Origin of the sequence: Nonomuraea sp. ATR24, assembly GCF_041950485.1 — a bacterium.
GTDB lineage: Bacteria > Actinomycetota > Actinomycetes > Streptosporangiales > Streptosporangiaceae > Nonomuraea > Nonomuraea ceibae.
Window position 1 is genome coordinate 1 of the sequence record NZ_JBGNUU010000012.1, and the last position, 21563, is coordinate 21563.

The window sequence follows — 21563 nt, forward strand, 5'->3', positions numbered from 1 at the left end:
GGCCCACCCAGCACACCCCCCCACCCAGCCCCACCCGGGACTCCCGGAGAAGGGACCGCCGCCAGGGACGGGGCCGCCGCGGACGGGGCCGCCACCCACCCAGGCCCGTCCGGGGTCGACGGGGCGGGGGTGCGGGCGGCGGTGTTGGAGTCGGTGCGGTTGTGGCCCACCACGCTGGCGATCCTGCGCGACACGACCGGCCCCACCGAGTGGGGCGTCCCCGAAGGCAGCCTCGTGGCGATCTACAGCCCGTACGTGAACCGCGCCGAGGCAGGCGACCACTACCGCCCCGGCCTGTGGACCGGCGACGACGCCTGGGACGACGGCGAGCCGCTGGACGGCGGCGGCGCGTGGGCGGGCGGCGACGCGCGCACCGGGGTGCCGTTCAGCGCCGGGTTCGCCCGGTGCGCGGGCCGCGACCTGGTGCTGTTCACGGCGTCGAGCCTGCTGGGCGCGTTCCTGCGCGAGCGGGAGGTGTTCGCCTCGGTGCGCCTGGAGGGCGCGCTGCCCGCCTCGTTCGACCACACCGGGCTCCGCTTCGCCGTGCGACAAGGGGACCTGTAGCGTTCGTGCCATGCGACTCGGCGTGCTGGACATCGGCTCGAACACCGTCCATCTTCTCGTCGTGGACGCCCACCGGGGCGCCCGGCCGATTCCCGCCTTCTCCCACAAGGAGGAGCTGCGCCTGACCGAGCACCTCGACGAGCGCAACCACCTGTCGGGGGAGGGCGTCGAGCGGCTGGGCGCGTTCGTGGCGGAGGCCGTCCGGCTGGCCGAGGACAAGGGCGTGGAGGACCTGGTGGCCTTCGCCACCTCCGCCGTGCGCGAGGCGGCCAACGGCGATCAGGTGCTGGCCGAGATCGACGCGCGCTGCGGCGTGCACATCGAGGTGCTGTCGGGCCGCGACGAGGCGAGGCTGACGTTCCTGGCGGTGCGGCGCTGGTTCGGCTGGTCGTCGGGCCGGCTGCTGGCCTTCGACATCGGCGGCGGCTCGCTGGAGATCGCCTGCGGCGTCGACGAGGAGCCGGACGTGGCCGTGTCGCTGCCGCTCGGCGCGGGGCGGCTGACGCGCGACCGGCTGAGCGCCGACCCGCCCGGCGCCGACGAGGTGCGCGCGCTGCGCCGCCACGTACGGGCCGAGATCGCCCGCACGGTCGGCGACGTGGTCCGCTTCGGCGAGCCCAACCGGGCGGTGGCCACCTCCAAGACGTTCAAGCAGCTCGCCAGGATCGCCGGCGCGGCTCCCAGCAGCGAGGGCGTGTACGTGTCGCGTTCGCTGTCCCGGCAGGACATGGCCGACTGGGCGGTCAAGCTGACCACGATGGGCTCGGCGGAGCGCGCGGAGCTGTCGGGGGTGTCGGAGGGGCGGGCCATGCAGCTCGCGGCGGGCGCGATCGTCGCCGACGCGGTGATGGACCTGTTCGAGGTGGAGCGGCTGGAGGTGTGCCCGTGGGCGTTGCGCGAGGGGGTCATACTGCGCCGGCTCGACCTGCTGCCCGGCCGCCTCGACACCACCGAGTAAGGGCGAAATATCGTCATATAACGACCAACTGGCCGCGCTGAACTGCATCAAATGGTGTTATGCGGGCAATCGTTGCCAGATGTGGTCACTGCTCAGCGCGGTCGCGTCCCTGGCGATCGCCCTCTCCCTGTCGTTCCTGGCCGTGATCCTCATCTCGGTGGTCGTGCTCGTCTGGCTGGCGCTGCTGGCGAGCCTGACCGCCAGGGAGTCATGACGCCAGGAACTGCCCCGCCGCCCCCGGGCTGTAGCGCAGCCTCTTCTCCAGGCACACCACGGCGCCGTCCTCCGGCTTGTTGACGAACCGCACGTCGTCGGCCAGCGCCCGCATGATCTGCAGCCCCCGGCCGTGCTCCGCGCCCGGTTTCGGGGGCCGTACCGCCTCGGGGTCGAAGCCGTCGCCGGTGTCGATCACCCGGATCACGCACAGGTCGTCGCGCACGCCCGCGGTGACCGTGTACTCCTCGCTCGGCTCCGCGTGCCTGATCACGTTGGAGCACGCCTCGGAGAGCATGAGCTCGATGTCGTCGCGGATCTGCGGCTCGACGCCCAGCGACCGTAGCGTGCCGTCGAACAGCCGCCTGATCAGCGGAACGCTGGCCGCGTCCCTCGGCAGCCGGAGCGCTATCGTCGCCTCCACGGCGTCTCCTCCCGTCTCGACCGTGGAAGCCCTCTGCCCGTGATCCGGCGGCCCAATCCGCGCCCCCTGCCGGGTCAGGCGGCGACTCCCTGCTCGGGGCCGGAAAACCCGTTCGTCAGTCGGCCGGTTCCAGCAGTCGCAGCGCCACCTCCAGCGAGGCCGCGGCGGCCTCCTCCTCGCTCAGCGTGTCGTCGTGCCGGATCCACTTGGGCGCGTGCAGCGTGAACAGCGCCATCGACCGGCTGACCCGGGTGACCGCCGGGGTGCCCGGCTCGCTCATCGCCGCGACCATCTCCAGCAGCACCTCGCGCAGCCGCAGGATCTTCGGGTGGTCGCGCAGCGCGGTCTGGTTGCGCTCCAGGAACCGGGCGACCTCCAGGTAGCGCGGGTGGCGCAGCCGGTCGGCGTAGCGCAGCACCAGCTCGCGCCGCATCTGCGGGGTCTTCGGCTGCGCCCTGGCCCACTCCAGCAGCTCCTCCAGCTCGGCCACGCGCAGTTCGGCCAGGCTGGCGACGATGTCGTCCTTGGTCTTGAAGTGGTAGTAGAGGGCGGCCTTGGTGACGCCGAGCCGTTCGGCGATCTCCCGCAGCGAGGTCGCCTCGTAGCCCTGCTCGATGAAGAGGCCGAGCGCGATCTCCTGGATCCGGGACCGGGTGTCTTCCCGCAAAACGCACCTGTCTTGACTGTACGGGGGTGTTGGGGTCCCAGTTTAGGAGCCCAACTAGCCGGTCGGCAAGTAAGGAAGATCGGTCAGCCGGGCGGCAGGCCGAACAGCCGGTCCAGCGCCGTCATCTTGAGCAGCCCGCGCAGGTAGGGCGTCACCGCGACCAGGCGCAGCTCGGCGCCGCTGGCGCCGGCCCGCTGCCACAGCCGCACCAGCGCGGCCAGCCCGGAGGAGTCGACGAACGTCAGCCCCGACAGGTCCAGATCGAGGCGCTGCCAGCCGTCGGGCAGCTCGGCCAGCTCGCCGGCGGTGTCGTGGTCGAGCTCGCCGCTGAGCGCCACCCGCGTCGCCGTCGCGTCGAGCGCGACGACGTCCACGGTCAGCGGTGTCTTCTCGGACATCCTTCCAGATTAGACCCGCGACAAAATTGGGAGGCGGGCGGCACGCGACTTGTGCAGAATCACCGCATGCACACCCTCAGCCGGCCGCGTCCCGAGGACGCCGCCGCCATCCACGAGCTCGTCGCCGCGCGCGACGTGGCGGTGCTCGGCGTCCCCGACCTGACGCTCGACGACGTCCGGGGCGAGCTCGCCGAGCCCGCCTTAGACCTGGAGGCGGACGGCTGGCTGGCCCGCGACGCCGACGGGGGCCTGGACGGCTGGGCGTGGGCGTGCGCGCCCGGCGACGGCGACGTGGTCGACGTCGAGGTGGTCGTCCGCCCCGGCGTGACCGGGCTCGCCGAGCGGCTGTGGCCGCTGGTGCTCGGCCGCGCCGCCGAGCTGGGCCGCGCCCGCGGCCACGCGACGGCCTCCGCCTCCGTCGGCGTCTACCGCACCGACCAGCCCCAGCGGGCGCTCGTCCAGGGCTACGGCTTCGAGCCCGGCACCAGCTTCTACCGCATGCGCGCCGACTTCGACGGCCCGGTCGAGCCGCCGCCCGTGCCCGCCGGCGTCACCCTGGAGACGGGGGAGAGCGACGACGTCCGCCGCCGGGCCCACCGCGTCCACCAGGACGGCTTCGCCGGCCACTACGGCTTCACCCCCACCGGCTACGACCAGTGGTACGAGCGCCGCCAGGCGCACGCCACCACCGACTGGAGCCAGCTCACGCTCGCCAGCGTCGGCGGCGAGCCCGCCGCCGTCTGCCTCGGCAACGACCAGTTCGCCGCCGACGAGGGCTGCGGCTACGTCGCCCTGCTCGCGGTGCTGCCCGCCTTCCGGGGCCGCGGCCTGGGCCGGTTCCTGCTGCGGCACGCCTTCGCCGCCGACGCCGCCCGCGGGCGCAAGGGCACGATCCTGCACGTCGACTCCAACAACACCACGCCCGCCCTGGGCCTGTACGAGTCGGCCGGCATGCGCCCCGTCCTGATCATCGACATGTGGCGGCGCACCGTCTGAACGTCGTGTGAAGGCGGTCAGACCCGGTGCCGCGCCAGGTGGTCCAGCACCGCCTGGTTGGCCTCCCAGCCGTCGGGGAACTTCACCGGCGCCCCCAGCCGCACCGGCTCGGCCGACGGATGGGCGTCGAGCAGCTCGGCGATGCCCGCCCTGGCCACGACCACGCAGGCGTGCCGGTGCCGCGACGCCAGCACGCACAGCCGCCCCGACTCCAGGTGGAACGCGGTGGCGTCGCGCCGCCCCGACAGCGGGTGCAGCACGATCGTCACGTCGTACTCGCGGCCCTGCAGCCGGTTGGCGGTGTCGACGGTGATCTCCGGTGGCAGCCCGGCCGCGCGGATCGCCGCCACCTGGTCGCGGTGCGCCGCGCCGACCGCGATCCGGTCGGCGGTCACCGGCCGCTCGCCCTGCTCCGAGCCCGCCACCGCGCCGCGCTGCAGCAGCCGGGCCGCCAGCAACGCCACCGCCTCGACGGCCTCGCCGTCGGTGCGCACGGTGTGCCGGTTCGGCAGCTCCAGCAGCGCCCACCCGGAGCGGGCGGCCTCCTCCAGCGCCCGGTCGTGCACGGTGCCCATGCCGCCGGTGGTCAGCTCCAGCCGCCGCTCGCCCGGCCCGGTGCCGGAGCGGAACCCGGTGAACGGGTAGAACGCCCGCGACACCACCGGCGCCGCCGACGCGGGCAGCCGCCACGACACCGGCAGCCGGTGCACCGGCAGGTCGGGGTTGTGCCGCAGCAGCACCGACACTGCGCTCTGCAGCGGGTCCCACGACAGCCCCGACCACCGGTCGCCGTCGACGACGGAGAACGGGTCGAGCTGCCCCGGGTCGCCCACGAACAGCGCCCGGTCGAACAGGGCGGCGATGCGCAGCAGCTTGTCCGAGCGCATCTGGTACGCCTCGTCGACGATCGCCCACGGCCAGGTCCGGCCCGCGATCCACGCCCACTTGTCGGCGGTGGCGATGATGATGTCCGGGTCGCCCAGGTCCTGCACGCGGGTGCCGACGGTGACGCCGGGCAGGTCGAGCAGCCGCGCCGGGGTCACGTAGCCGCCCGCCGACAGCCGGCCGACGGTCAGGTGCGGGTGCTTGTCGCACAGCCGGGTCACCAGGTCGTCGACCTGCTCGTTGGTCTGCGCGACGATCATCAGCGGCTCGCCGGTCGCGGCGATGTGCGCGGCGGCCCGTACGACGAGGGTGGACTTGCCCGCGCCCGGCGGCGAGTCGACCACCACGCCCCGGTGGCGCGGCAGGTCGGCGAGCACGGCCGTGATGACCTGCTCGGGCGTGAGCTCGGGAGCGGCCTGCGTCATGACCATTCCTCCACGGCGTCCTCGTCGGCGGGCACGTAGGCGGGCGGCGGGCCGCCGTGGGTCCACGGCGTGGCCTCGGCCTCCGGCAGCGCGGGCGCGCCCTGGAAGTCGTCGGTGAGCGAGGTGTAGCAGACCCGCTCGCCGGGCTCGGGCACCGCGCCGGGCGTCGGCGTCCGGCCCCGCCCCATGCCCTTGGTGATCTTGAGGGTGACCAAGCCGCCGTCCGCCGACACCAGCTCCGCGCCCTGCCCGCGCCGCTGCGGCGTGCCCAGCGACGTGCCGGGCGGGATCCGTACCGGATCGTCGGTCTTGACCACCACGAGCGGGCGCAGCTTGCGCGAGCGGCCCTCGCCCTCGGTGTTGTCCGGGACGGTCTCGACGACCTCGCCCGCGAACGCCTCACCGGTCAGCCGGTATTCGGCCATGACGAGCGGGTCGTCGTAGGCGCGCTGCACGTCGTAGGCCGCCTGGGCGCGTTCCATGCGCGCCAGGCGGGCGGCGGCGGCCACCGCGCCGTCGCGCCGCGCCTGCGGCGGCGCGCCCTCCTCGATCTGCGCCGCCATGCCGCTGAACGAGGCCCGGTCCTGCTCCCACCGCTGGGCGACGCCCGCGCCGGGCTCCAGCGCGCGCAGCAGGTCGACCGCCTGCCACATGAGCCGCCAGGTGGGGGCGAGCTGCGTGCGCAGCGCCTCGGTGACGCGCTCGGCGGACTCGCTCTCCATCGCCGGCGCCAGCACCTCGGCGTCGAACCCGGGGTCGGTCGCCGGGCCGGCCGGCGGCCAGACCAGCGGGTCCTCCGCCTCGTCCGACGGCCCGGTGGTGATCCAGGCGACCAGCGCCGCCAGGTTGGCGTCCTCCAGCGCGCTCTGCCCGCTCGCCCAGTGGCGGGCCAGCTCCTCCGTCGCGGCCATCGCCAGCGACGAGCCCGGGTACGCGGCCCGCTCGGCGAAGTACGTCAGCCACCGGCCCAGCAGCGGCACCCCCTGCGGCACCGGGTAGGGTCCGTCGGTGCGGCGGAAGCGGGTGGAGCGGCCCAGCAGCCGGGTGAACGCCACGCCCGCCCGGTTCGGCAGCAGCAGCTGCGGCGCGTCCAGCGCCCGCTCGTACGGGTCGGCGTTGCGGCGCTCGACCGTCTCCGTGCTGCCGAGGAAGCTCTCCACGTACGGCACCAGCACCCCGGCCAGCTCGGCGGCCCAGGCGAAACGCAGGTCGCGGTTGCGCGGCTGGGTCACCACCAGCAGCCGCGGCGCGTCCCGGTCGGTGCCGAGCATGGCGGCCAGCGGCGCGGCGGCCTCCCCGGCGAGCTTCAGCGGGATGAACACCATCGGCCGCTCGGACAGGTGGCAGTGGCGCACGGTCGCGATCGGCTGCGCCCGGCCCGCTTCCACGGCCCGCAGCCGGGCCAGCGAGGTGAGCAGGCTCACGTCAGGCACTCCCTGCGCAGCCGCTCGGCGCCGCGCAGCAGGCGGGCGATCTCCTCCTGGCCCTCGGCCGGGGCGCGCGCCCCGTCGGCCAGCGCCAGCGCCTCGCCCACCGAGGCGACGCCGCCGAGCTCGTCGCGGACGTGCCGGCCCAGCAGGTCGGAGGCGCCCTCCTGACGGGCCTCGTCCCGGCAGAAGAAGCACAGGTCGCAGGTGGACAGGCAGTCGGGCGCGTAGCGGGCCGCCGCCCCGCGCACCGCGTCGGCCAGCTCGGCCACCGGCCGCGACGGCAGCCCGTCCTCGTCCGGCATCAGGTCGAACGTGAGCCCGTCGGGCAGCGCGTCGATCAGCCGGTCCAGGTCCGTCATGCGGGCGAGCTGGCGGCGCAGCACCGCGAGCTGGCGGCGCACGTCCACCAGCGTCGCCACCGGCCGGTTGGCGAAGTTCTCCGGGCAGACCAGCACCACCTCGTGCGAGACCCGCAGCGGGTCGTGCCCCAGCTCCTCCAGCAGCCCGCGCAGCGCCAGCACGTAGACGGCCGCCTGCCGGGCCGCCGCCGCGGCCGCCGCCGGGTCGGCCTGCCCGTCGATCACCGCGAACGACTTGATCTCCACGATGTGGAAGCGCCCGCCGAGCTGGAAGGCCACCACGTCCGGCTCCAGGTAGGCGGTGTGCCCGGCGATCTCCAGTGTGAACAGCGGATGGTCGTAGACGGTGCCCGCGTCCTCCTCGCGCACCGCGCGGTCGATCAGCGCGCGCGTGTGGGTGTGGCGCAGGTGCGCGCCGACGTTCTCCACGTCGTGGTAGGCCACCTCGGCGATCGGCAGGCCGAGCAGCTCGCGCAGCATCCGCAGCAGCTCGGCGCACCCGTCGGCCTTCACCAGCGCCTCGAACGCGTTGCCGCGCGTGATCGCGAACGGCGACTGCCCGAACGGCGCGGGGAAGCCCAGGTGGCGGGCGGCGGCGCCCTTGTCGATCCCGGCGCCGTCCATCAGCGCCCGGCGGGTGCAGCCGGGGTTGGCCGCCAGCGCGGCGATCGCCCGCGCGTCATGCGGCTTCGGCGGCGTGGTGCCGCGCAACGCGTCAAGCCGGTTCATCGTTCTCCTGATCTTGCGACGGTGTTCAGCGTAGCGGCGCCGAACAGCCTTGCCACGTCACCGAGCTGGGATGTCGCGCGACCGGCCAGCTCCGCCCGGTCCAGCGCGTCGCGTTCGGCGTGCACGGCCAGCTCCCGCCGGGCCGCGTCGGCCACCCGCGCCGGGTCGGGCGGGCCGAGCCCGTCGCCGCCCGCGCCCGGGATGTTGCGCGCCATCCTGGCCAGCAGCCGCTCGCCCTCCGGCGGCGCCTGGCCGAGCCCGGCCAGGTGGGCGGCGATCCGGGCGGCGCCGGTCAGGAAGTCGACCCTCGGGCTGAGCGGCCCGACCACCCGGCGCTCCACCGGCCAGGTGCTGAGCGTGAGCAGGGCGCGCGCGGGGGAGAGGCGGTCGGTCAGGGCCGCGCACAGGTAGTACGGCCTGCCGTACGGCGAGGAGCGGAACGAGCGCTCCTCGTCGCGGCGCAGGCTGGTGAGCTGGGCGCTGCGGATCGTGCCGGCGAAGAACGCCTGGCTCACGGTGACGATGAGCCGCGGCTGCGCGGGCGCGTCGAGCAGCGCCAGCGCCTGGTGGACCTGCTCGCGCACGGTGACCAGCCGCAGCCCGTCGCCGCGCCCCTTCGCCGGGCCGCTCCGCGCGGGCTCGCCGGGGGCGCTGACCAGGGCGTCCCAGGCGCGCTCGGCGGCACGCAGCTCGGCGCGGAGCCCGCGCGCCGTGGCCGTGTCCCGGACGCGCATCGCCGTACGGACACCGGCCCGGAGCTCGTCGATCCGCCTTTCGAGATCGTCCAGCCGGTCACTCATGGCGCGACTGTAGCAAGAGTTCCAGTAATCTCCAGCAATTTCAGGACATCAGAGGCCGTACGCCTCCAGCAGCCGCAACCACACCTCGCTCACCGTCGGGAACGACGGCACCGCGTGCCACAGCCGCTCCAGCGGCACCTCGGCGGTCACCGCGACCGTCGCCGCGTGCAGCAGCTCGGCCGTGCCCGGCCCGGCGAACGTGACGCCGAGCAGCACCCGCCGGTCCTCGTCCACGACCGCCTTGGCCCGCCCCCGGTAGCCGTCGCCCAGCAGGTAGGCGCCCGCGACCGAGGCCAGGTCGTACTCCACCGCCCGCACCCGGAACCCGTCACGCCGGGCGGCGGCCTCGGTCCGGCCGACGGAGCACACCTGCGGATCGGTGAACACTACCTGCGGCGCCCCGAAGCCGTCGGCGCTCGCCCGCAGCGAAGGCAGGTCGTCCGGCTCGCCCTTGGCGCGGGCGGCGATCACGTCACCGCACACCCGGCCCTGGTACTTGCCCATGTGGGTGAGCAGGTTGCGCCCGTTGACGTCGCCGACCGCGTACAGCCAGTCCAGGCCGGGCACCCGCAGGCTGTCGTCCACCTCGACCGGCCCGTCGGCCAGCCCGACGCTGTCCAGCCCGAGCCCCGCGGTCGCCGCCCGGCGGCCGGTGGCCACCAGCAGCTCGTCGGCCTCCAGCGGCGGGCCTTCCGCCAGATGCACGGTCACCGGGCCGCCCGGCACCGGCCGCTCGACCCGGGCCGCCTCGGCGCCGGTGCGCACGTCGATGCCGGACGCGGCGAACGACGCGGCCACCAGCTCGCCGGCGAACGGCTCCATCCGCTCCAGCAGCGAGCCGCCGCGCACCAGCACGGTCGTCCGGCGGGCGCCGAGCCCGTGCATGGCCTGGGCCATCTCGCACGCCACCACGCCGCCGCCGATGACCACCAGCCGCTCGGGCACGGACGTGGCCGCGGTCACCTCGTGGCTGGTCCACGGCTTCGCCTCGCGCAGGCCGGGCACCGGCGGCACCGACGCCGTCGTGCCCGTGGCCAGCACCACGGCGTGCCGCGCGGTCAGCACCCGCTCCCCGCCGCCGGGCGTGGCGACCCGCACCCGCTTGGGGCCGTCGAGCCGGCCGCGCCCGCGCACGTACGCGGCCGGCAGGCCCTCGATCCAGCCGACCTGGCCGGAGTCGTCGTAGCGGGACACCGCCTCGTCACGGCGCGCCAGCACGGCGGCGGCGTCGATCGGGCCCAGCGTCAGGCCGGGCACCCGCCCGGCCTCGCCGGCCAGCTCCACCGGCCGCAGCAGCGCCTTGCTGGGGATGCACGCCCAGTAGGAGCACTCACCGCCCGCCAGCCGGTCCTCCACGATCGCCGCCGACAGCCCGCCGCGCACCGCCCGGTCCGCCACGTTCTCGCCGGCCGGACCGGCGCCGATCACGATGACGTCGTACTCCTCGGACATGACCACCTCCAGAGCGCCCAGTCTTTCAGGCGTCCGGCACCGCCTTCAGCCAGGCCCGGTCCTCGGTGAGGAACCGGTCCAGCCGCAGCCCCGCCTCCGCCAGCGCCTCGCCCAGCCGCTCGTCCGTCAGCAGGCGGGAGGTGAACGACTGCGTCCACACGCGCCCCTCGTGCGAGTAGCGCATGGTGGCGTTGACGACGCCGGGCGCGACCTCCTCCTGGGCCGCCAGCTCCAGCCGCAGGCCGCCGTCCGTGGTGCGGCCCTGGCCGACGGCCGCCTTGCCGTGCCGCTCCGGCGGCGTCCACTGGATCAGCACCGACCCGCCGGGCGCCACGTGCCGCGCGCACGTCTCCAGCAGCCCCCGCCGGTCCTGGTCGTCGGCGGTGTGCACGAGCTGCGAGGCCAGCAGCACGCCGTCGAAGCGCCGCCCGAGATCCAGGTCCTGAATGCGCGAGCGCACGGTCCGCGCGCCGCGCACGTGCGCCAGCATCTCGGCCGACTCGTCCACCGCGACGACCTCGTAGCCGAGCTCGATCAGCGGGTGCGCGATCCGGCCGACGCCCGCCCCCAGGTCCAGGACCGACCCGCCGGAGGGCACCACCCCGGAGATGATCTCCGGTTCGCCGTTGGCGCCCATCAGCAGGTAGAAGGAGACGGGCGAGCCGTCGGGGGTGATCGAACCGGTTCCGGTGCCGCTGTTCGGAATGATCGCCATGATCCGACGCTAACCGAGCGCCTCACGGCTGTCAGTCCAGCATCCGCAGAAGGTCCCACTCGTTCTCGCACACGCGCCGCCCGATCGCCGCCAGCTCCACCGACCGCTCGCCGCCGCGCAGGTGCCGCATCGCCTGCATCACGCAGATGACACCCCACTTCAGCACCCCGAACGTCTCCCACCAGCGCAGCGCGTCCCGGTCGACGGGCCGCCCGCCCGCCCGCTCGTACGCGCCGATCAGCTCGTCGTAGTGGCCGAACCCGCCCACCGGCGGCGCCGCCCCGAACCGCCACGCCCGGACGCACAGCCAGCCCAGGTCCTCCAGGGGGTCGCCGGCGTGGGCGAGCTCCCAGTCGAGCACAGCCCGCAGCCCCTCGGGGCCGACGACCAGGTTGCCGTTGCGGAAGTCGCCGTGCACCAGCACGCGCCCGGCGGGGGCGGGACGGGTGCCCGCCAGCCGCCGGAAGGCCAGCTCGAACACCGGGTGCGGCTGCCCGGTGAGGTCGAGCAGGTCCCGCCACCGGCGCAGCGGGTCGGCCGCCTCGCCGCCGGGCACCGGCATCCGGTGGATCGCGGCCAGCGCCTGCCCGCACTGCGCCGCCAGCCGGGACCGGGCGTCGCGGTAGAGGTCGTCGCGCAGGATGCGGCGCGGGATCGTCTCGCCCTCGACGCGCGTCATCACCAGGTACGCGTCCGTGGCGGCGACGACGCCGGGCACCGGCACCCCGGCCCGGCCGGCCTGCCGCATCAGCTCCGCCTCCCCGCGCAGCCCGCCCTCCAGCTCGCCGCCCAGGCCGCCCTCCGGTCCGGGACCGGAGGCCAGCCGCAGCACCAGCGCGTGCCGCCGCCCGGCGGCGTCGGCCACGTCCACGGACCACGTCTCCCGCGACGCCCCGCCGGACAGCCTCGCCCGCGCCACCACCCGCGCCGCGCCGCCGAACACCTCACGGACGACGCCGCCGGGACCGGTCGTCTCCCGGCCGTCCGTCACCGGAGCCCGAACTCCCACGTGCCGCCCGCCGCGTACACGCCGAGCACCCGCCGCCCCACCGAGTCGATGTGCACCTCGTCCGGCCCGTCGTAGATCCGCCCGGCCCGCGCGTGCCGGTACATCCGGTCCAGCGGCGTGTCCGGCGTGAGCCCCGCCGCCCCGTGCACCTGGATGGCCCGGTCGATCACGTTGTGCAGCATCCGGGCGCCCACCACCTTGATCGCGCCGATCTCCACCCGCGCGTCGCCCCCCGAGTCGACCACCTCGGCCGCGTGCAGGGTGAGCAGCCGGGCCGCCTGGATCTCGGCGTAGGAGTCGAAGACGTGCTCGCGCATGAGCTGCTTCTTGGCCAGCGGCTCGCTGAACGCGGTCCGCTCGTGCAGCCGGCGGCACATCAGGTCGAAGGCCCGCTGCGCCTGCCCGAGCCACCGCATGCAGTGGAAGATCCGCCCCGGCCCGAGCCGCCGCTGCGCGATCACGAACCCCTGCCCCCTGGCCCCGAGCAGGTTGCCCGCCGGCACCCGCACGTCCTCGTAGCGCACCTCGCAGTGCGCCCCGCCGAGCCCCAGCACCGGCGTCTCGCGCACGATGTTGTAGCCGGGCGTCGCGGTCGGCACCAGGATCATGGAGAAGGCCAGGTGCGGCGGCGCCTGGTCGTCCTCGGTCCGGCACATCACGGTCGTGTACGCGGCCTGCGAGGCGCCGGTGGTGAACCACTTGTGCCCGTTGATCACCCATTCGCCGCCGTCGAGCACCGCCGTGGTCATGATCTGCGTGGGGTCGCTGCTGGACACGTCGGGCTCGGTCATCGCGAAGCTGGGCGAGATGTCGCCGCGCACCAGCGGCATCAGGTAGCGCTCCCGCTGCTCGGCCGAGGCGTGCTCGTGCAGCATCAGCGAGTCCTGCAAGGTGTACGAGCCCAGCACGAGCTGCCCGAACTCGCTGCGCCCCTGCACCTCGTTCACGTACACGTAGTCGAGGAACGGCAGCCCGCCGCCGCCCAGCTCGCGCGGGTGGCCGAGCGCCCACAGGCCCTCCTTCTTGGCCTCCTCGCGCAGCTCGCGCAGGGTCGCCGCGGCCGCCTCCCCGCCCTCGTGCAGCACCCGCTCCGACGGCTCGACCCGCTCGGTCATGAACGCGTGGACGGCGTCGCGGACCGGCCGGACGCTGTCGGGTACGGCGAAGCTCATGGCCCGATCCCAGCCGAAAACGGTTGCGGGGTCAACGGCCCGGTCCGGGAGAATGCGGGTCATGACAGGTGATGGGCGCGGCCCGCACGACGCCCCCTCGGCCGCCGAGCTGGTCGCCGCCGTGCGCGAGTTCCTGACCGCCGACGTGCTGCCCGCCGTCGAGGGCCGTACGCGCTTCCACGCGCGGGTCGCGGTCAACGTGCTCGCCATGGTCGAGCGTGAGCTGCTGCTGGGCCCGGCGCAGGCGGACGAGCACGCCGCCCGCCTGGCCGAGCTCGGCGTGGGCGACGACGCCGAGCTGGCGCGGGCCGTGCGGGAGGGCCGCTTCGACGGCGACGACCGGCGGGCGGAGCTGACCGAGCTCCTGACCCGCGCGGTGCGCGCCAAGCTGGACGTCGCCAACCCCGGCTACCCGGCCGGCTGAGCGACGCCGGTCACCCCTGCCCCGGCGGCGGCTGCCGCAGCAGCGCGACCGCGGCGACCGCCAGCACCGTCACGACGGCGGCCGCGACCCCGGCGGCCAGGTTCAGCCCGTCGGTGAACGCCTCCCGGGCCCGCTCCAGCACCTGGGCGGCCACCGGGCCCGGCAGGTCCGCGGCCACCGCGCCGGCGAGCGTGTCGCGCACGGTCTCGGCCACCGGCCCCGGGAGGTTCCCCGGCAGCGTGCCGCCGAGCTCGCCCCGGTAGACGGCGGTGACGGCGCTGCCCAGCCCGGCGACGCCCAGCGCGATGCCGAACTCCATGCCCGTCTCCGACATCGCCGCGGCCGACCCGGCCCGGTCCGGCGGCGCCGAGCCGACCACCAGGTCCGTGCCGAGCGCCATCAGCGGCCCGATGCCGGTGTAGACGAGCACGAACCCGGTCACCAGCAGCGGCAGGTCGCCGGTCCCGACCTGGCTGATCATCACGTACCCCGGCGCCGAGAGCAGCAGCGCGCCGCCGAGGACGTGCCCGGGACGCAGCCGCCGGGTGAGTGCGGGCGTCAGCGAGGAGGCCGCGGTCACCGCCACGGCCGCGGGCAGCAGCCACAGGCCCGCGACGATCGGCGACAGCCCCGCCACGAGCTGGAGATACTGCGTGACGAACAGGTACAGCCCGCCCATCAGGCCGAGGCCGAGCAGCAGCACCAGCAGCGCGGCGCTGAACGCCCGGTTCGCGAACAGCCGCAGGTCCAGCAGCGGATCGGCCAGCCGGCGCTGGCGCAGCACGAACAGCGCGCCGAAGACCACCCCGGCCAGGACCGCCCCGGCCGCCAGCGGGCCGGGCCCGTGCTCGGCCAGACGCTTGACCCCGTAGATCACCGGCAGCACCGTGAGCAGGGACAGCACCACGCTGGCCAGGTCGAGCCGGCCCGCCCCCGGGTCCCGGTACTCGGGCAGCAGCAGCGGCGCCGCCACCAGGAGCAGCGCCATCACCGGCAGCGCGAGCAGGAACACCGAACCCCACCAGAACCACTCCAGCAGCGCCCCGCCCAGGACCGGGCCGACGGCGACGCCGACGGAGAAGCAGGTCACCCACACGCTGATGGCGACCCCGCGCTGCCGGGGGTCCTTGAACATGGTGCTGATCAGCGCCAGCGTCGAGGGCATCAGCGTCGCGCCGGCGATGCCGAGCAGCGCGCGGGCCGCGATCAGCATCTCCGGGCTGGTGGACACGGCGGCCAGGGCCGAGGCGAGACCGAAGCCGAGCGCCCCGGCCATCAGGAGCCTGCGGCGGCCGATCCGGTCGCCGAGCCTGCCCATGGTCACCAGGAAACCGGCGATCATGAAGCCGTAGACGTCGACCGCCCACAGCAGTTCGGCGCCGGTGGGCTCCAGGTCCGCGCCGAGGTGGGGGACCGCCAGGTTCAGCACGGTCGCGTCCAGGGCCAGCAGGACGGTGGGCAGCGTGAGCACGAAGAGCCCCAGCCACTCCCGGGGCCCGGCCCTGAGGTCCGCCGGGGCGGGGGACACGGGGGACACGCTCGTCATGGAAGATCCTTCGTGGTCGTGAATCGCGGGTACGCGCCCAGCCTGCGACGGGGCGCTCTCGACCGGCTCACGTCCCGCTCTCGGCCGGCTCCCGGCACGTCCCGGCGCTGCACTACCGTGGATCTCATGCGATTCGGGGTGCTGGGGCCGCTCGGCGTGTGGCGGGCGGACGGCAGCCCGGTCACCGTGCCCGGCCCCAAGACCCGCCTGCTGCTGGCCGTCCTGCTGGCGTACGAGGGCCGTCCCGTGTCGGCGGACCGGCTCGCCGGCGAGGTGTGGGCGGACGGCGAGGCCCCCGGCGACCCGTCCGCCGCGCTGCAGACGCGGATCTGGCAGCTGCGCAAGGCGCTGGAGAGCGCCGAGGAGGGCGGCCGCGACCTCCTGGCGCGGCGCGACGACGGCTATCTGCTGCGCACCGCCCCAGAGGACGTCGACATGGGCCGCTTCGCGATGCTCACCGCCCACGCCCGCGCCACCGACGACCCCGGTGCCCGGGCGGGCCTGCTGTCCGACGCGCTCGCACTGTGGCGGGGCGCCGCGTTCTCCGGCTACGCGGACGCCGCGTTCGCCCGCCCGGTCGTCACCCGGCTCGAGGAGGCCCGCCTGGCCGCCCTGGAGGCCCGCGCCGACGCCCTGATCAGGCTGGGCCGTCACCTCGAGGTTGCCGAGGAACTGCACGAGCTCGCCGTCCGCCACCCGCTGCGCGAGCGGGTGCACGTCCTCCACCTGCGCGCGCTGCACGCCGCCGGGCGCACGGGCGAGGCGCTGGCCGCCTACGGGGAGCTGCGCACCCGGCTCGCCGCCGAGCTGGGCCTGGACCCCGGGCCCGAGCTCGCCGCCCTGCACCGGACCCTGCTGGAACGCGACCCGTCGCCCGCCCCCGCCCGCCGCCCCGCCACGAACCTGCCCGCTCCGCTGACCGAGCTCGTCGGCCGCGAGGGCGCGGTGCGCGAGGCGGCGTCCGTGCTGGCCGCCGCGCGGCTCCTGACGCTGACCGGGTCCGGCGGCGTCGGCAAGACCAGGCTCGCGCTGGAGACGGCGGCCCGGCTCGGCGGCGGCTTCCCCGACGGCTCCTGGCTGGTCGAGCTGGCCCCGCTGACCCCTGACGGCGGCCCGGACGCCGTGGCCCGGGTTGCCGAGGCCGTCATGACCGCGCTGGGCGTCCGCGAGGGCGCGGGCACGGCCGAGCTCGCCCCGCCCGCGCTCGGCCTGGCCGGAACACTGGCCGGCAAGCGGCTGCTGCTGCTCCTCGACAACTGCGAGCACCTCGTCGGCGCGGTCGCCGAGCTGACCGCGCTGCTGCTCCGGCGCGCCCCCGGCCTGCGCGTCCTGGCCACCAGCCAGGAGCCGCTGGGCATCCCCGGCGAGGTCGTCCTGGCCGTGCCGCCGCTGGAGCTGCCCGCACCCGCCGCCGAGCCCGATCCCGGCACGCTGGCGCGCTCCAGCGCCGTCGAGCTGTTCGTCGCCCGGGCCGCCGCCGCGGCGCCCGGGTTCAGGCTCGACGCCGGCAACGCCCGCGACGTGGCGGAGATCTGCCGCCGGCTCGACGGCATCCCGCTCGCCCTCGAACTGGCCGCCACCCGGGTCCGGGCCCTCGGCGTGCGCGGGCTGATCAGCCGCCTCGACGACCGCTTCCGGCTGCTCGCCACCGGCTACCGGGGCGCGCCGCCCCGCCAGCAGACGCTCCGGGCCACGATCGACTGGAGCTGGGACCTGCTGACCGGCCCCGAGCGCGCCGTGCTGCGCCGGCTCGCCGTGCACGCCGACGGCAGCACGCTGGAGGCGGCCGAGGCCGTCTGCGCCGGTCCCGGCGTGCCCGCGCAGGACGTGCTCGACCTGCTCGCCCGCCTCGTGGACCGCTCGCTGGTCATCATGACCGAGCACGCCGACGGGCCCCGCTACCGCCTGCTCGAATCGGTCGCCGACTACGGCCTGGCCCGGCTGCGGGAGGCGGGCGAGGAGGACGACGTACGCGGGCGCCACCGCGCCCACCACATCGGCCTGGCCCGCCTGACCGCGCCGCTGCTGCACGGCCCCGAGCAGGGGCGCGGGCTGCGCCTGCTGGACGCGGAGGCCGCCAACTTCGGGCGCGTCCTCGACGACGCCGTCCGCCGGGGCGCGGCCGGGGACGCGCTCGCCCTGGTCAACGCGCTGAGCTGGTACTGGTTCCTGCGCGGCAGGCTCCGGGCGGCCGGCCGGTCCCTGGACGCGGCGCTCGCCCTGCCCGTCCGCGACCCGGCCGCCGAGGCGTCCCCCCGTGCACAGGCCCGGGCGTGGCGGGCGGGTTTCGCCGCCCTCGTCGGCGACGGCGCCGGGCGGATGCCGTACGGCGACGTCGCGGAGCTCCTGCGCGGCGTGACCGGCCCGGGCGAGCGGGCCAGAGCCCGGTGGTTCCTCGGCTTCGCCCTGTTCGGGGTCGGCGACCAGGCCGCCAGCGAGGAGCTCGTCGACCGGGCGCTGGAGGAGTTCGGCGCCCTGGGCGACACCTGGGGGACCGCGGCGGCGCTGAGCGTGCGGGCCAACCAGGCGCACGTGCGCGGCGACCTCGACCGGCTGGCCCGCGACGGGCGGCGCAGCGCGGAGCTGTTCACCGGGCTCGCCGACGCCTGGGGGCGGCTGCAGACCGCCGAACCGCTCGCCGCGCTGGCCGAGATGGCGGGCGACTACGAGCACGCGGCCCGCCTGCACCGGGAAGGGCTGCGCCTGGCCGAGGACCTCGGGCTGTGGCCGGAGGCCGCGGACCGGCTGACCAGCCTGGGCAACGTCGCCATGCTCACCGGGGACCACGCCAGGGCGCGGGAGCTCCACCGGCGGGCGATGCGCCTGGCCGCCGAGCACAGCTTCAAGCCCGGGGAGATCCACGCCGAGGTCGGGCTCGGCCTCGGCGCCCGCCGCGAGGGACGGCTCGACGCCGCCGAGACCCACATGCGCCACGTGCTGACCTGGCAGGCCGCGATGGCCTTCGAGCCGGGCCGCGCCCTCGCCCTGGCCGAGCTCGGCTTCGTCGCCGAGCTGCGCGGCGACGCCGAGCGGGCCCTGCGCCTGCACCTGGACGGGTGGGCCGCCGCCCGCGCCACAGGCGACCCCAGGGCCCTGGCGCTGGCCCTGGAGGGCCTGGCCGGGGCCCAGGCCCTCGCCGGACGCCACACGGGCGCGGCCGTGCTGCTCGGCGCCGCGCACGCCGCCAGGGACTCCGTGGGGATGCCGCTGCCGCCCGCCGAGCGGGGCGACGTCGACCGGATCACCGCGTCGATCCGCCGGCACCTGCCCGAGGACGCCTACCGGGCCGCCCACCGGCGCGGCGGCGAGCTGACCCCCGAGGAGGCGCTCGCCGCCGCCGTCCCCGAGCGCGGGGCCGGCCGCCGGGTCAGTGCGTCCCGGTCAGGTCCATCGGCTTGACCTTCGCGTCGCCCTCGTCGGCGAAGTAGTCTCTCCGGGCCGTCGCGTCCTTGCCGTCGGCCACCTTCAGCGCCCGGAACAGGTACGTCCCCAGCACCGCCACGACCAGGTTCACGGCCAGCGCCAGGAAGCCCGCGTAGATCGTCATCTTGGTGTCGAACCCGAGGTTGCCCAGCGAGAACGCCGATCCGCCGAAGTGCGCCTTGCCGCTGGCCGGGTTCGGGATCAGGTAGAGCATCCACAGGCCGGCGCCGAGCCCGGCCGCCCACCCGGCGATCAGCCCGCCCTTGTGGAACCAGCGCGTGTAGAGGCCCAGCCCGACCGACGGCAGCGTCTGCAGGATGATGACGCCGCCGATGAGCTGCAGGTCGATGGAGAACTGCGGGTCGAGCATCAGGATGCACAGCACCGCGCCCACCTTGACGACCAGCGACACCAGCTTGGAGACCTTGGCCTCCTGGGCGTCGGTGGCGTTCTTGTTCAGGTACTCGCGGTAGACGTTGCGGGTGAACAGGTTCGCCGCGGCGATCGACATGATCGCGGCGGGCACGAGCGCGCCGATGCCGATCGCGGCGTAGGCGACGCCCGCGAACCAGTCGGGGAACATCTGGTCGAACAGCGCGGGCACGATCGTGTTCGTGTCCGCCTTGCCGTTGGCGCCCACGACCGGCTTGGTCCCGGCGGCGATGGCCATGAAGCCGAGCAACGCGATCAGGCCGAGCAGGAAGCTGTAGGCGGGCAGCGCCGACATGTTGCGCTTGATCACGGCCCGGTTCCTTGACGCCAGGGCGCCGGTCAGGCTGTGCGGGTACAGGAACAGCGCCAGCGCCGACCCGAAGGCCAGCGTGATGTACTGGAGCTGGTTGGAGGCGTTCAGCGTGATCCCGTCCGCCGGGTTGGGCGTGGCGGCGAACTTCGCCGCGGCGGCGTCGAAGATCGACCCCCAGCCGCCCAGCTTGGCCGGGATGTAGATGACGGCCGCCAGGATCACCACGTAGATCAGCGTGTCCTTGACGAACGCGATCAGCGCCGGGGCGCGCAGCCCCGACTGGTAGGTGTAGGCCGCCAGGATGGCGAACGCGATGATGATCGGCAGGTGCCCGGTGATGCCCATCGTCTTGAGCACCGCCTCGATGCCGACGAGCTGCAGCGCGATGTACGGCATCGTCGCCACCAGGCCGGTGATCGCGATGAGCAGCGCCAGCGTCGGCGAGCCGAACCGGGCCCGGACGAAGTCGGCCGGCGTGACGAACCCGTGCACGTGCGACACCGACCACATCCGCGCCAGCACGAGGAACACCAGCGGGTAGATCACCACGGTGTACGGCAGCGCGTAGAAGCCGAGCGCCCCGGCGCTGAACATGAGCGCGGGCACGGCCACGAACGTGTAGGCGGTGTAGAGGTCGCCGCCCACCAGGAACCAGGTGATCCAGGTGCCGAAGTTGCGCCCGCCCAGCCCCCACTCGTTGAGGCTCTCGATGCTCTCGGGCCGCCGCCATCGGGCGGCGACGAAGCCCATGCCGCTCACGAGCAGGAACAGCAGCGTGAAGACGACCAGTTCGGTCGTGTGCGCGCTCACTTGGTCATCCGGTAGACGAGCGTGGTGCAGCCGACGCCGACGGCGATGAAGGCGATCTGCAGCCAGTAGAACAGGGGGAAGCCGAGCAGGCGGGGCTCGTCCGCGTTGAACAGGAACGTCAGCAGCGGCAGCACGATCGGCACGAACAGCAGCCAGTTCCACGGGCTGCGGTCGGTCCGCGGCTCGGCGTCTCGGGGGGTGGTCATCGGTGTCTCCCGTGTCCACGTCAGGAGCCAGGGGCGCGGTGACCGGGCCCGTGACTCGCGGTCAGTGGTGGGAGAGTAACGCTGCGGGGATATTAACCCCAACGTCACCTTTATCACGATTTAGCGTAGAAAGTCCGGGTCTAGGCCGGCCGCCGCCACCGGGCCGCGACGAAGCCCGTGCCGCGGCTCTGCCCGGCACATTAACCACGCCCGGAAATCGGGTCAGGTCACCGATCGGCGAATGGTCGGCTCCCCGCGACGAACGGGGAAAACATGACAGGGGATGTCCTCTTACCGGAACAGGGTGGCCGCATGATTGCTTTGGTGGCGGGCGCGACCCGCGGCACAGGACGGGGCATCGCGGTCGAACTGGGCGCCGCAGGCGCGACCGTCTACTGCACCGGCAGGTCCACGCGCGAGGGACGCTCGGAGATGAACCGGCCGGAGACCATCGAGGAGACCGCCGAGCGGGTGAGCGCCGCCGGCGGCACCGGCATCCCGGTCCGCGTCGACCATCTGGACCCGGCCCAGGTCAGGGCGCTGGCCGAGCGGATCGACCGCGAGCAGGGCAGGCTGGACGTGCTCGTCAACGACGTCTGGGGCGCCGACGCGCTGTGGCAGTGGCACACCCCCGTCTGGGAGCACGACCTGGACAAGGGCCTGCGCCTGCTCCGGCTGGCCGTCGACACCCACCTCATCACCAGCCACCACCTGCTGCCGCTGCTCATCCGCAACGAGGGCGGCCTGGTCGTGGAGGTGACCGACGGCACCAGCGACTTCAACGCCACCCGCTACCGCGAGTCGATCTTCTACGACCTGGCGAAGACGGCCGTCAACCGGCTGGCGTACGCGCAGGCCGAGGAGCTGCGCCCGCACGGCGGCACGGCGGTGGCGCTCACGCCCGGCTTCCTGCGCTCGGAGGCCATGCTGGAGAACTTCGGCGTCACCGAGGAGACCTGGCGCGACGCCGTCGCCGGCAACCCCACGTTCGGGGTGTCGGAGACTCCGGCGTACGCGGGCCGCGCGGTCGCCGCGCTGGCCGCCGACCCCGGCCGGGGCCGCTGGTCGGGCCGGTCGGTCTCCAGCGAGGAGCTGGCGCTGGCGTACGGGTTCACCGACGTCGACGGCAGCAGGCCGCAGGTGTGGCGCTACATCGCCGAGGTGCGCGAGGGCGGCAAGGACGCGGCCCCCGAGGACTACCGGTAGCGGTCCT

The 21563-nt window shown here is 74.9% G+C and carries 20 protein-coding genes and 1 pseudogene; 7 read left to right on the forward strand and 14 right to left on the reverse strand.

Annotation, left to right across the window (positions count from 1 at the left end; genetic code table 11):
- From ACBI99_RS26715 to ACBI99_RS26725, 3 genes and pseudogenes are all read left to right on the forward strand, one after another.
- A pseudogene (locus ACBI99_RS26715) lies at positions 1-564 on the forward strand (hypothetical protein); the annotation flags it as partial.
- 10 nt (positions 565-574) lie between these two features.
- Positions 575-1522, forward strand: a complete 948-nt coding sequence (locus ACBI99_RS26720) for a Ppx/GppA phosphatase family protein (protein WP_357591647.1) — start codon at positions 575-577, stop codon at positions 1520-1522.
- A 79-nt stretch (positions 1523-1601) separates the two neighbouring features.
- The gene (locus ACBI99_RS26725; RefSeq protein WP_281427400.1) at positions 1602-1736 is read left to right on the forward strand and encodes a hypothetical protein; all 135 of its coding nucleotides are present in this window, start codon (positions 1602-1604) and stop codon (positions 1734-1736) included.
- On the opposite strand, the gene ACBI99_RS26730 is transcribed toward ACBI99_RS26725, so the two are convergent.
- The 3 genes from ACBI99_RS26730 to ACBI99_RS26740 form a co-directional block, all read right to left on the reverse strand.
- Positions 1731-2159 (reverse strand): ATP-binding protein, encoded by a 429-nt coding sequence (locus tag ACBI99_RS26730; RefSeq protein ID WP_219513846.1) that lies wholly within the window; start codon positions 2157-2159, stop codon positions 1731-1733. The two genes, ACBI99_RS26725 and ACBI99_RS26730, sit on opposite strands and share 6 nt — an antisense overlap.
- 115 nt (positions 2160-2274) lie before the next feature.
- Positions 2275-2826, reverse strand: a complete 552-nt coding sequence (locus ACBI99_RS26735) for a TetR/AcrR family transcriptional regulator (RefSeq protein ID WP_219513840.1) — start codon at positions 2824-2826, stop codon at positions 2275-2277.
- 83 nt (positions 2827-2909) lie between these two features.
- The gene (locus tag ACBI99_RS26740) at positions 2910-3224 is read right to left on the reverse strand and encodes an STAS domain-containing protein (RefSeq protein WP_219513838.1); all 315 of its coding nucleotides are present in this window, start codon (positions 3222-3224) and stop codon (positions 2910-2912) included.
- Between the two features lie 66 nt (positions 3225-3290).
- Between ACBI99_RS26740 and ACBI99_RS26745 the strand changes: the two genes are divergently transcribed.
- The gene (locus tag ACBI99_RS26745) at positions 3291-4220 is read left to right on the forward strand and encodes a GNAT family N-acetyltransferase (RefSeq protein WP_375073765.1); all 930 of its coding nucleotides are present in this window, start codon (positions 3291-3293) and stop codon (positions 4218-4220) included.
- Positions 4221-4237: 17 nt separating this feature from the next.
- Here ACBI99_RS26745 and ACBI99_RS26750 read toward each other — a convergent pair whose 3' ends face one another.
- From ACBI99_RS26750 to ACBI99_RS26785, 8 genes are read right to left on the reverse strand one after another with little or no spacing between them, the layout of a single operon-like run.
- Positions 4238-5530, reverse strand: a complete 1293-nt coding sequence (locus ACBI99_RS26750) for an AAA family ATPase (RefSeq protein WP_375073766.1) — start codon at positions 5528-5530, stop codon at positions 4238-4240.
- Positions 5527-6954 carry a hypothetical protein gene (locus ACBI99_RS26755; protein ID WP_219513832.1) on the reverse strand — a complete coding sequence of 476 codons (1428 nt, stop codon included), beginning with the start codon at positions 6952-6954 and terminating at the stop codon, positions 5527-5529. Before ACBI99_RS26755 ends, ACBI99_RS26750 begins: the two co-directional genes overlap by 4 nt.
- Complete coding sequence (locus ACBI99_RS26760) at positions 6951-8048, reverse strand: hypothetical protein (RefSeq protein WP_219513830.1); 1098 nt, start codon at positions 8046-8048, stop codon at positions 6951-6953. The genes ACBI99_RS26755 and ACBI99_RS26760 overlap by 4 nt, the downstream gene beginning before the upstream one ends.
- On the reverse strand, positions 8045-8848 hold the full coding sequence (locus ACBI99_RS26765) for a hypothetical protein (protein ID WP_357591651.1): 804 nt from the start codon (positions 8846-8848) through the stop codon (positions 8045-8047). Before ACBI99_RS26765 ends, ACBI99_RS26760 begins: the two co-directional genes overlap by 4 nt.
- A gap of 48 nt (positions 8849-8896) precedes the next feature.
- Positions 8897-10300, reverse strand: coding sequence for a dihydrolipoyl dehydrogenase family protein (locus ACBI99_RS26770; RefSeq protein WP_375073767.1), 1404 nt, complete (start codon positions 10298-10300; stop codon positions 8897-8899).
- A gap of 25 nt (positions 10301-10325) precedes the next feature.
- Entirely contained in the window at positions 10326-11015 is a 690-nt protein-coding gene (locus tag ACBI99_RS26775) for a class I SAM-dependent methyltransferase (RefSeq protein ID WP_375073768.1), read from the reverse strand.
- A gap of 31 nt (positions 11016-11046) precedes the next feature.
- Positions 11047-12006 carry a phosphotransferase family protein gene (locus tag ACBI99_RS26780; protein WP_375073769.1) on the reverse strand — a complete coding sequence of 320 codons (960 nt, stop codon included), beginning with the start codon at positions 12004-12006 and terminating at the stop codon, positions 11047-11049.
- Complete coding sequence (locus ACBI99_RS26785; protein WP_219513814.1) at positions 12003-13196, reverse strand: acyl-CoA dehydrogenase family protein; 1194 nt, start codon at positions 13194-13196, stop codon at positions 12003-12005. Before ACBI99_RS26785 ends, ACBI99_RS26780 begins: the two co-directional genes overlap by 4 nt.
- A 61-nt stretch (positions 13197-13257) precedes the next feature.
- Between ACBI99_RS26785 and ACBI99_RS26790 the strand changes: the two genes are divergently transcribed.
- Positions 13258-13620, forward strand: a complete 363-nt coding sequence (locus ACBI99_RS26790) for a DUF6285 domain-containing protein (RefSeq protein ID WP_364179023.1) — start codon at positions 13258-13260, stop codon at positions 13618-13620.
- Between the two features lie 10 nt (positions 13621-13630).
- Here the strand turns inward: ACBI99_RS26790 and ACBI99_RS26795 are convergent, their stop codons facing one another.
- Complete coding sequence (locus ACBI99_RS26795) at positions 13631-15166, reverse strand: MFS transporter (protein WP_375073770.1); 1536 nt, start codon at positions 15164-15166, stop codon at positions 13631-13633.
- A gap of 126 nt (positions 15167-15292) precedes the next feature.
- Between ACBI99_RS26795 and ACBI99_RS26800 the strand changes: the two genes are divergently transcribed.
- A complete protein-coding gene (locus tag ACBI99_RS26800) occupies positions 15293-18565 on the forward strand; it encodes a BTAD domain-containing putative transcriptional regulator (protein WP_375073771.1) in 3273 nt (1090 codons plus the stop codon).
- On the opposite strand, the gene mctP is transcribed toward ACBI99_RS26800, so the two are convergent.
- Positions 18534-20144: a monocarboxylate uptake permease MctP gene (gene mctP / locus ACBI99_RS26805; RefSeq protein WP_375073772.1), complete on the reverse strand. Its 1611-nt coding sequence runs from the start codon at positions 20142-20144 to the stop codon at positions 18534-18536. The two genes, ACBI99_RS26800 and mctP, sit on opposite strands and share 32 nt — an antisense overlap.
- Entirely contained in the window at positions 20141-20350 is a 210-nt protein-coding gene (locus ACBI99_RS26810; RefSeq protein ID WP_219513799.1) for a DUF3311 domain-containing protein, read from the reverse strand. Before ACBI99_RS26810 ends, mctP begins: the two co-directional genes overlap by 4 nt.
- Before the next feature lie 312 nt (positions 20351-20662).
- Between ACBI99_RS26810 and ACBI99_RS26815 the strand changes: the two genes are divergently transcribed.
- On the forward strand, positions 20663-21556 hold the full coding sequence (locus ACBI99_RS26815) for an SDR family oxidoreductase (protein WP_219513797.1): 894 nt from the start codon (positions 20663-20665) through the stop codon (positions 21554-21556).
- Positions 21557-21563 lie beyond the last annotated feature (7 nt).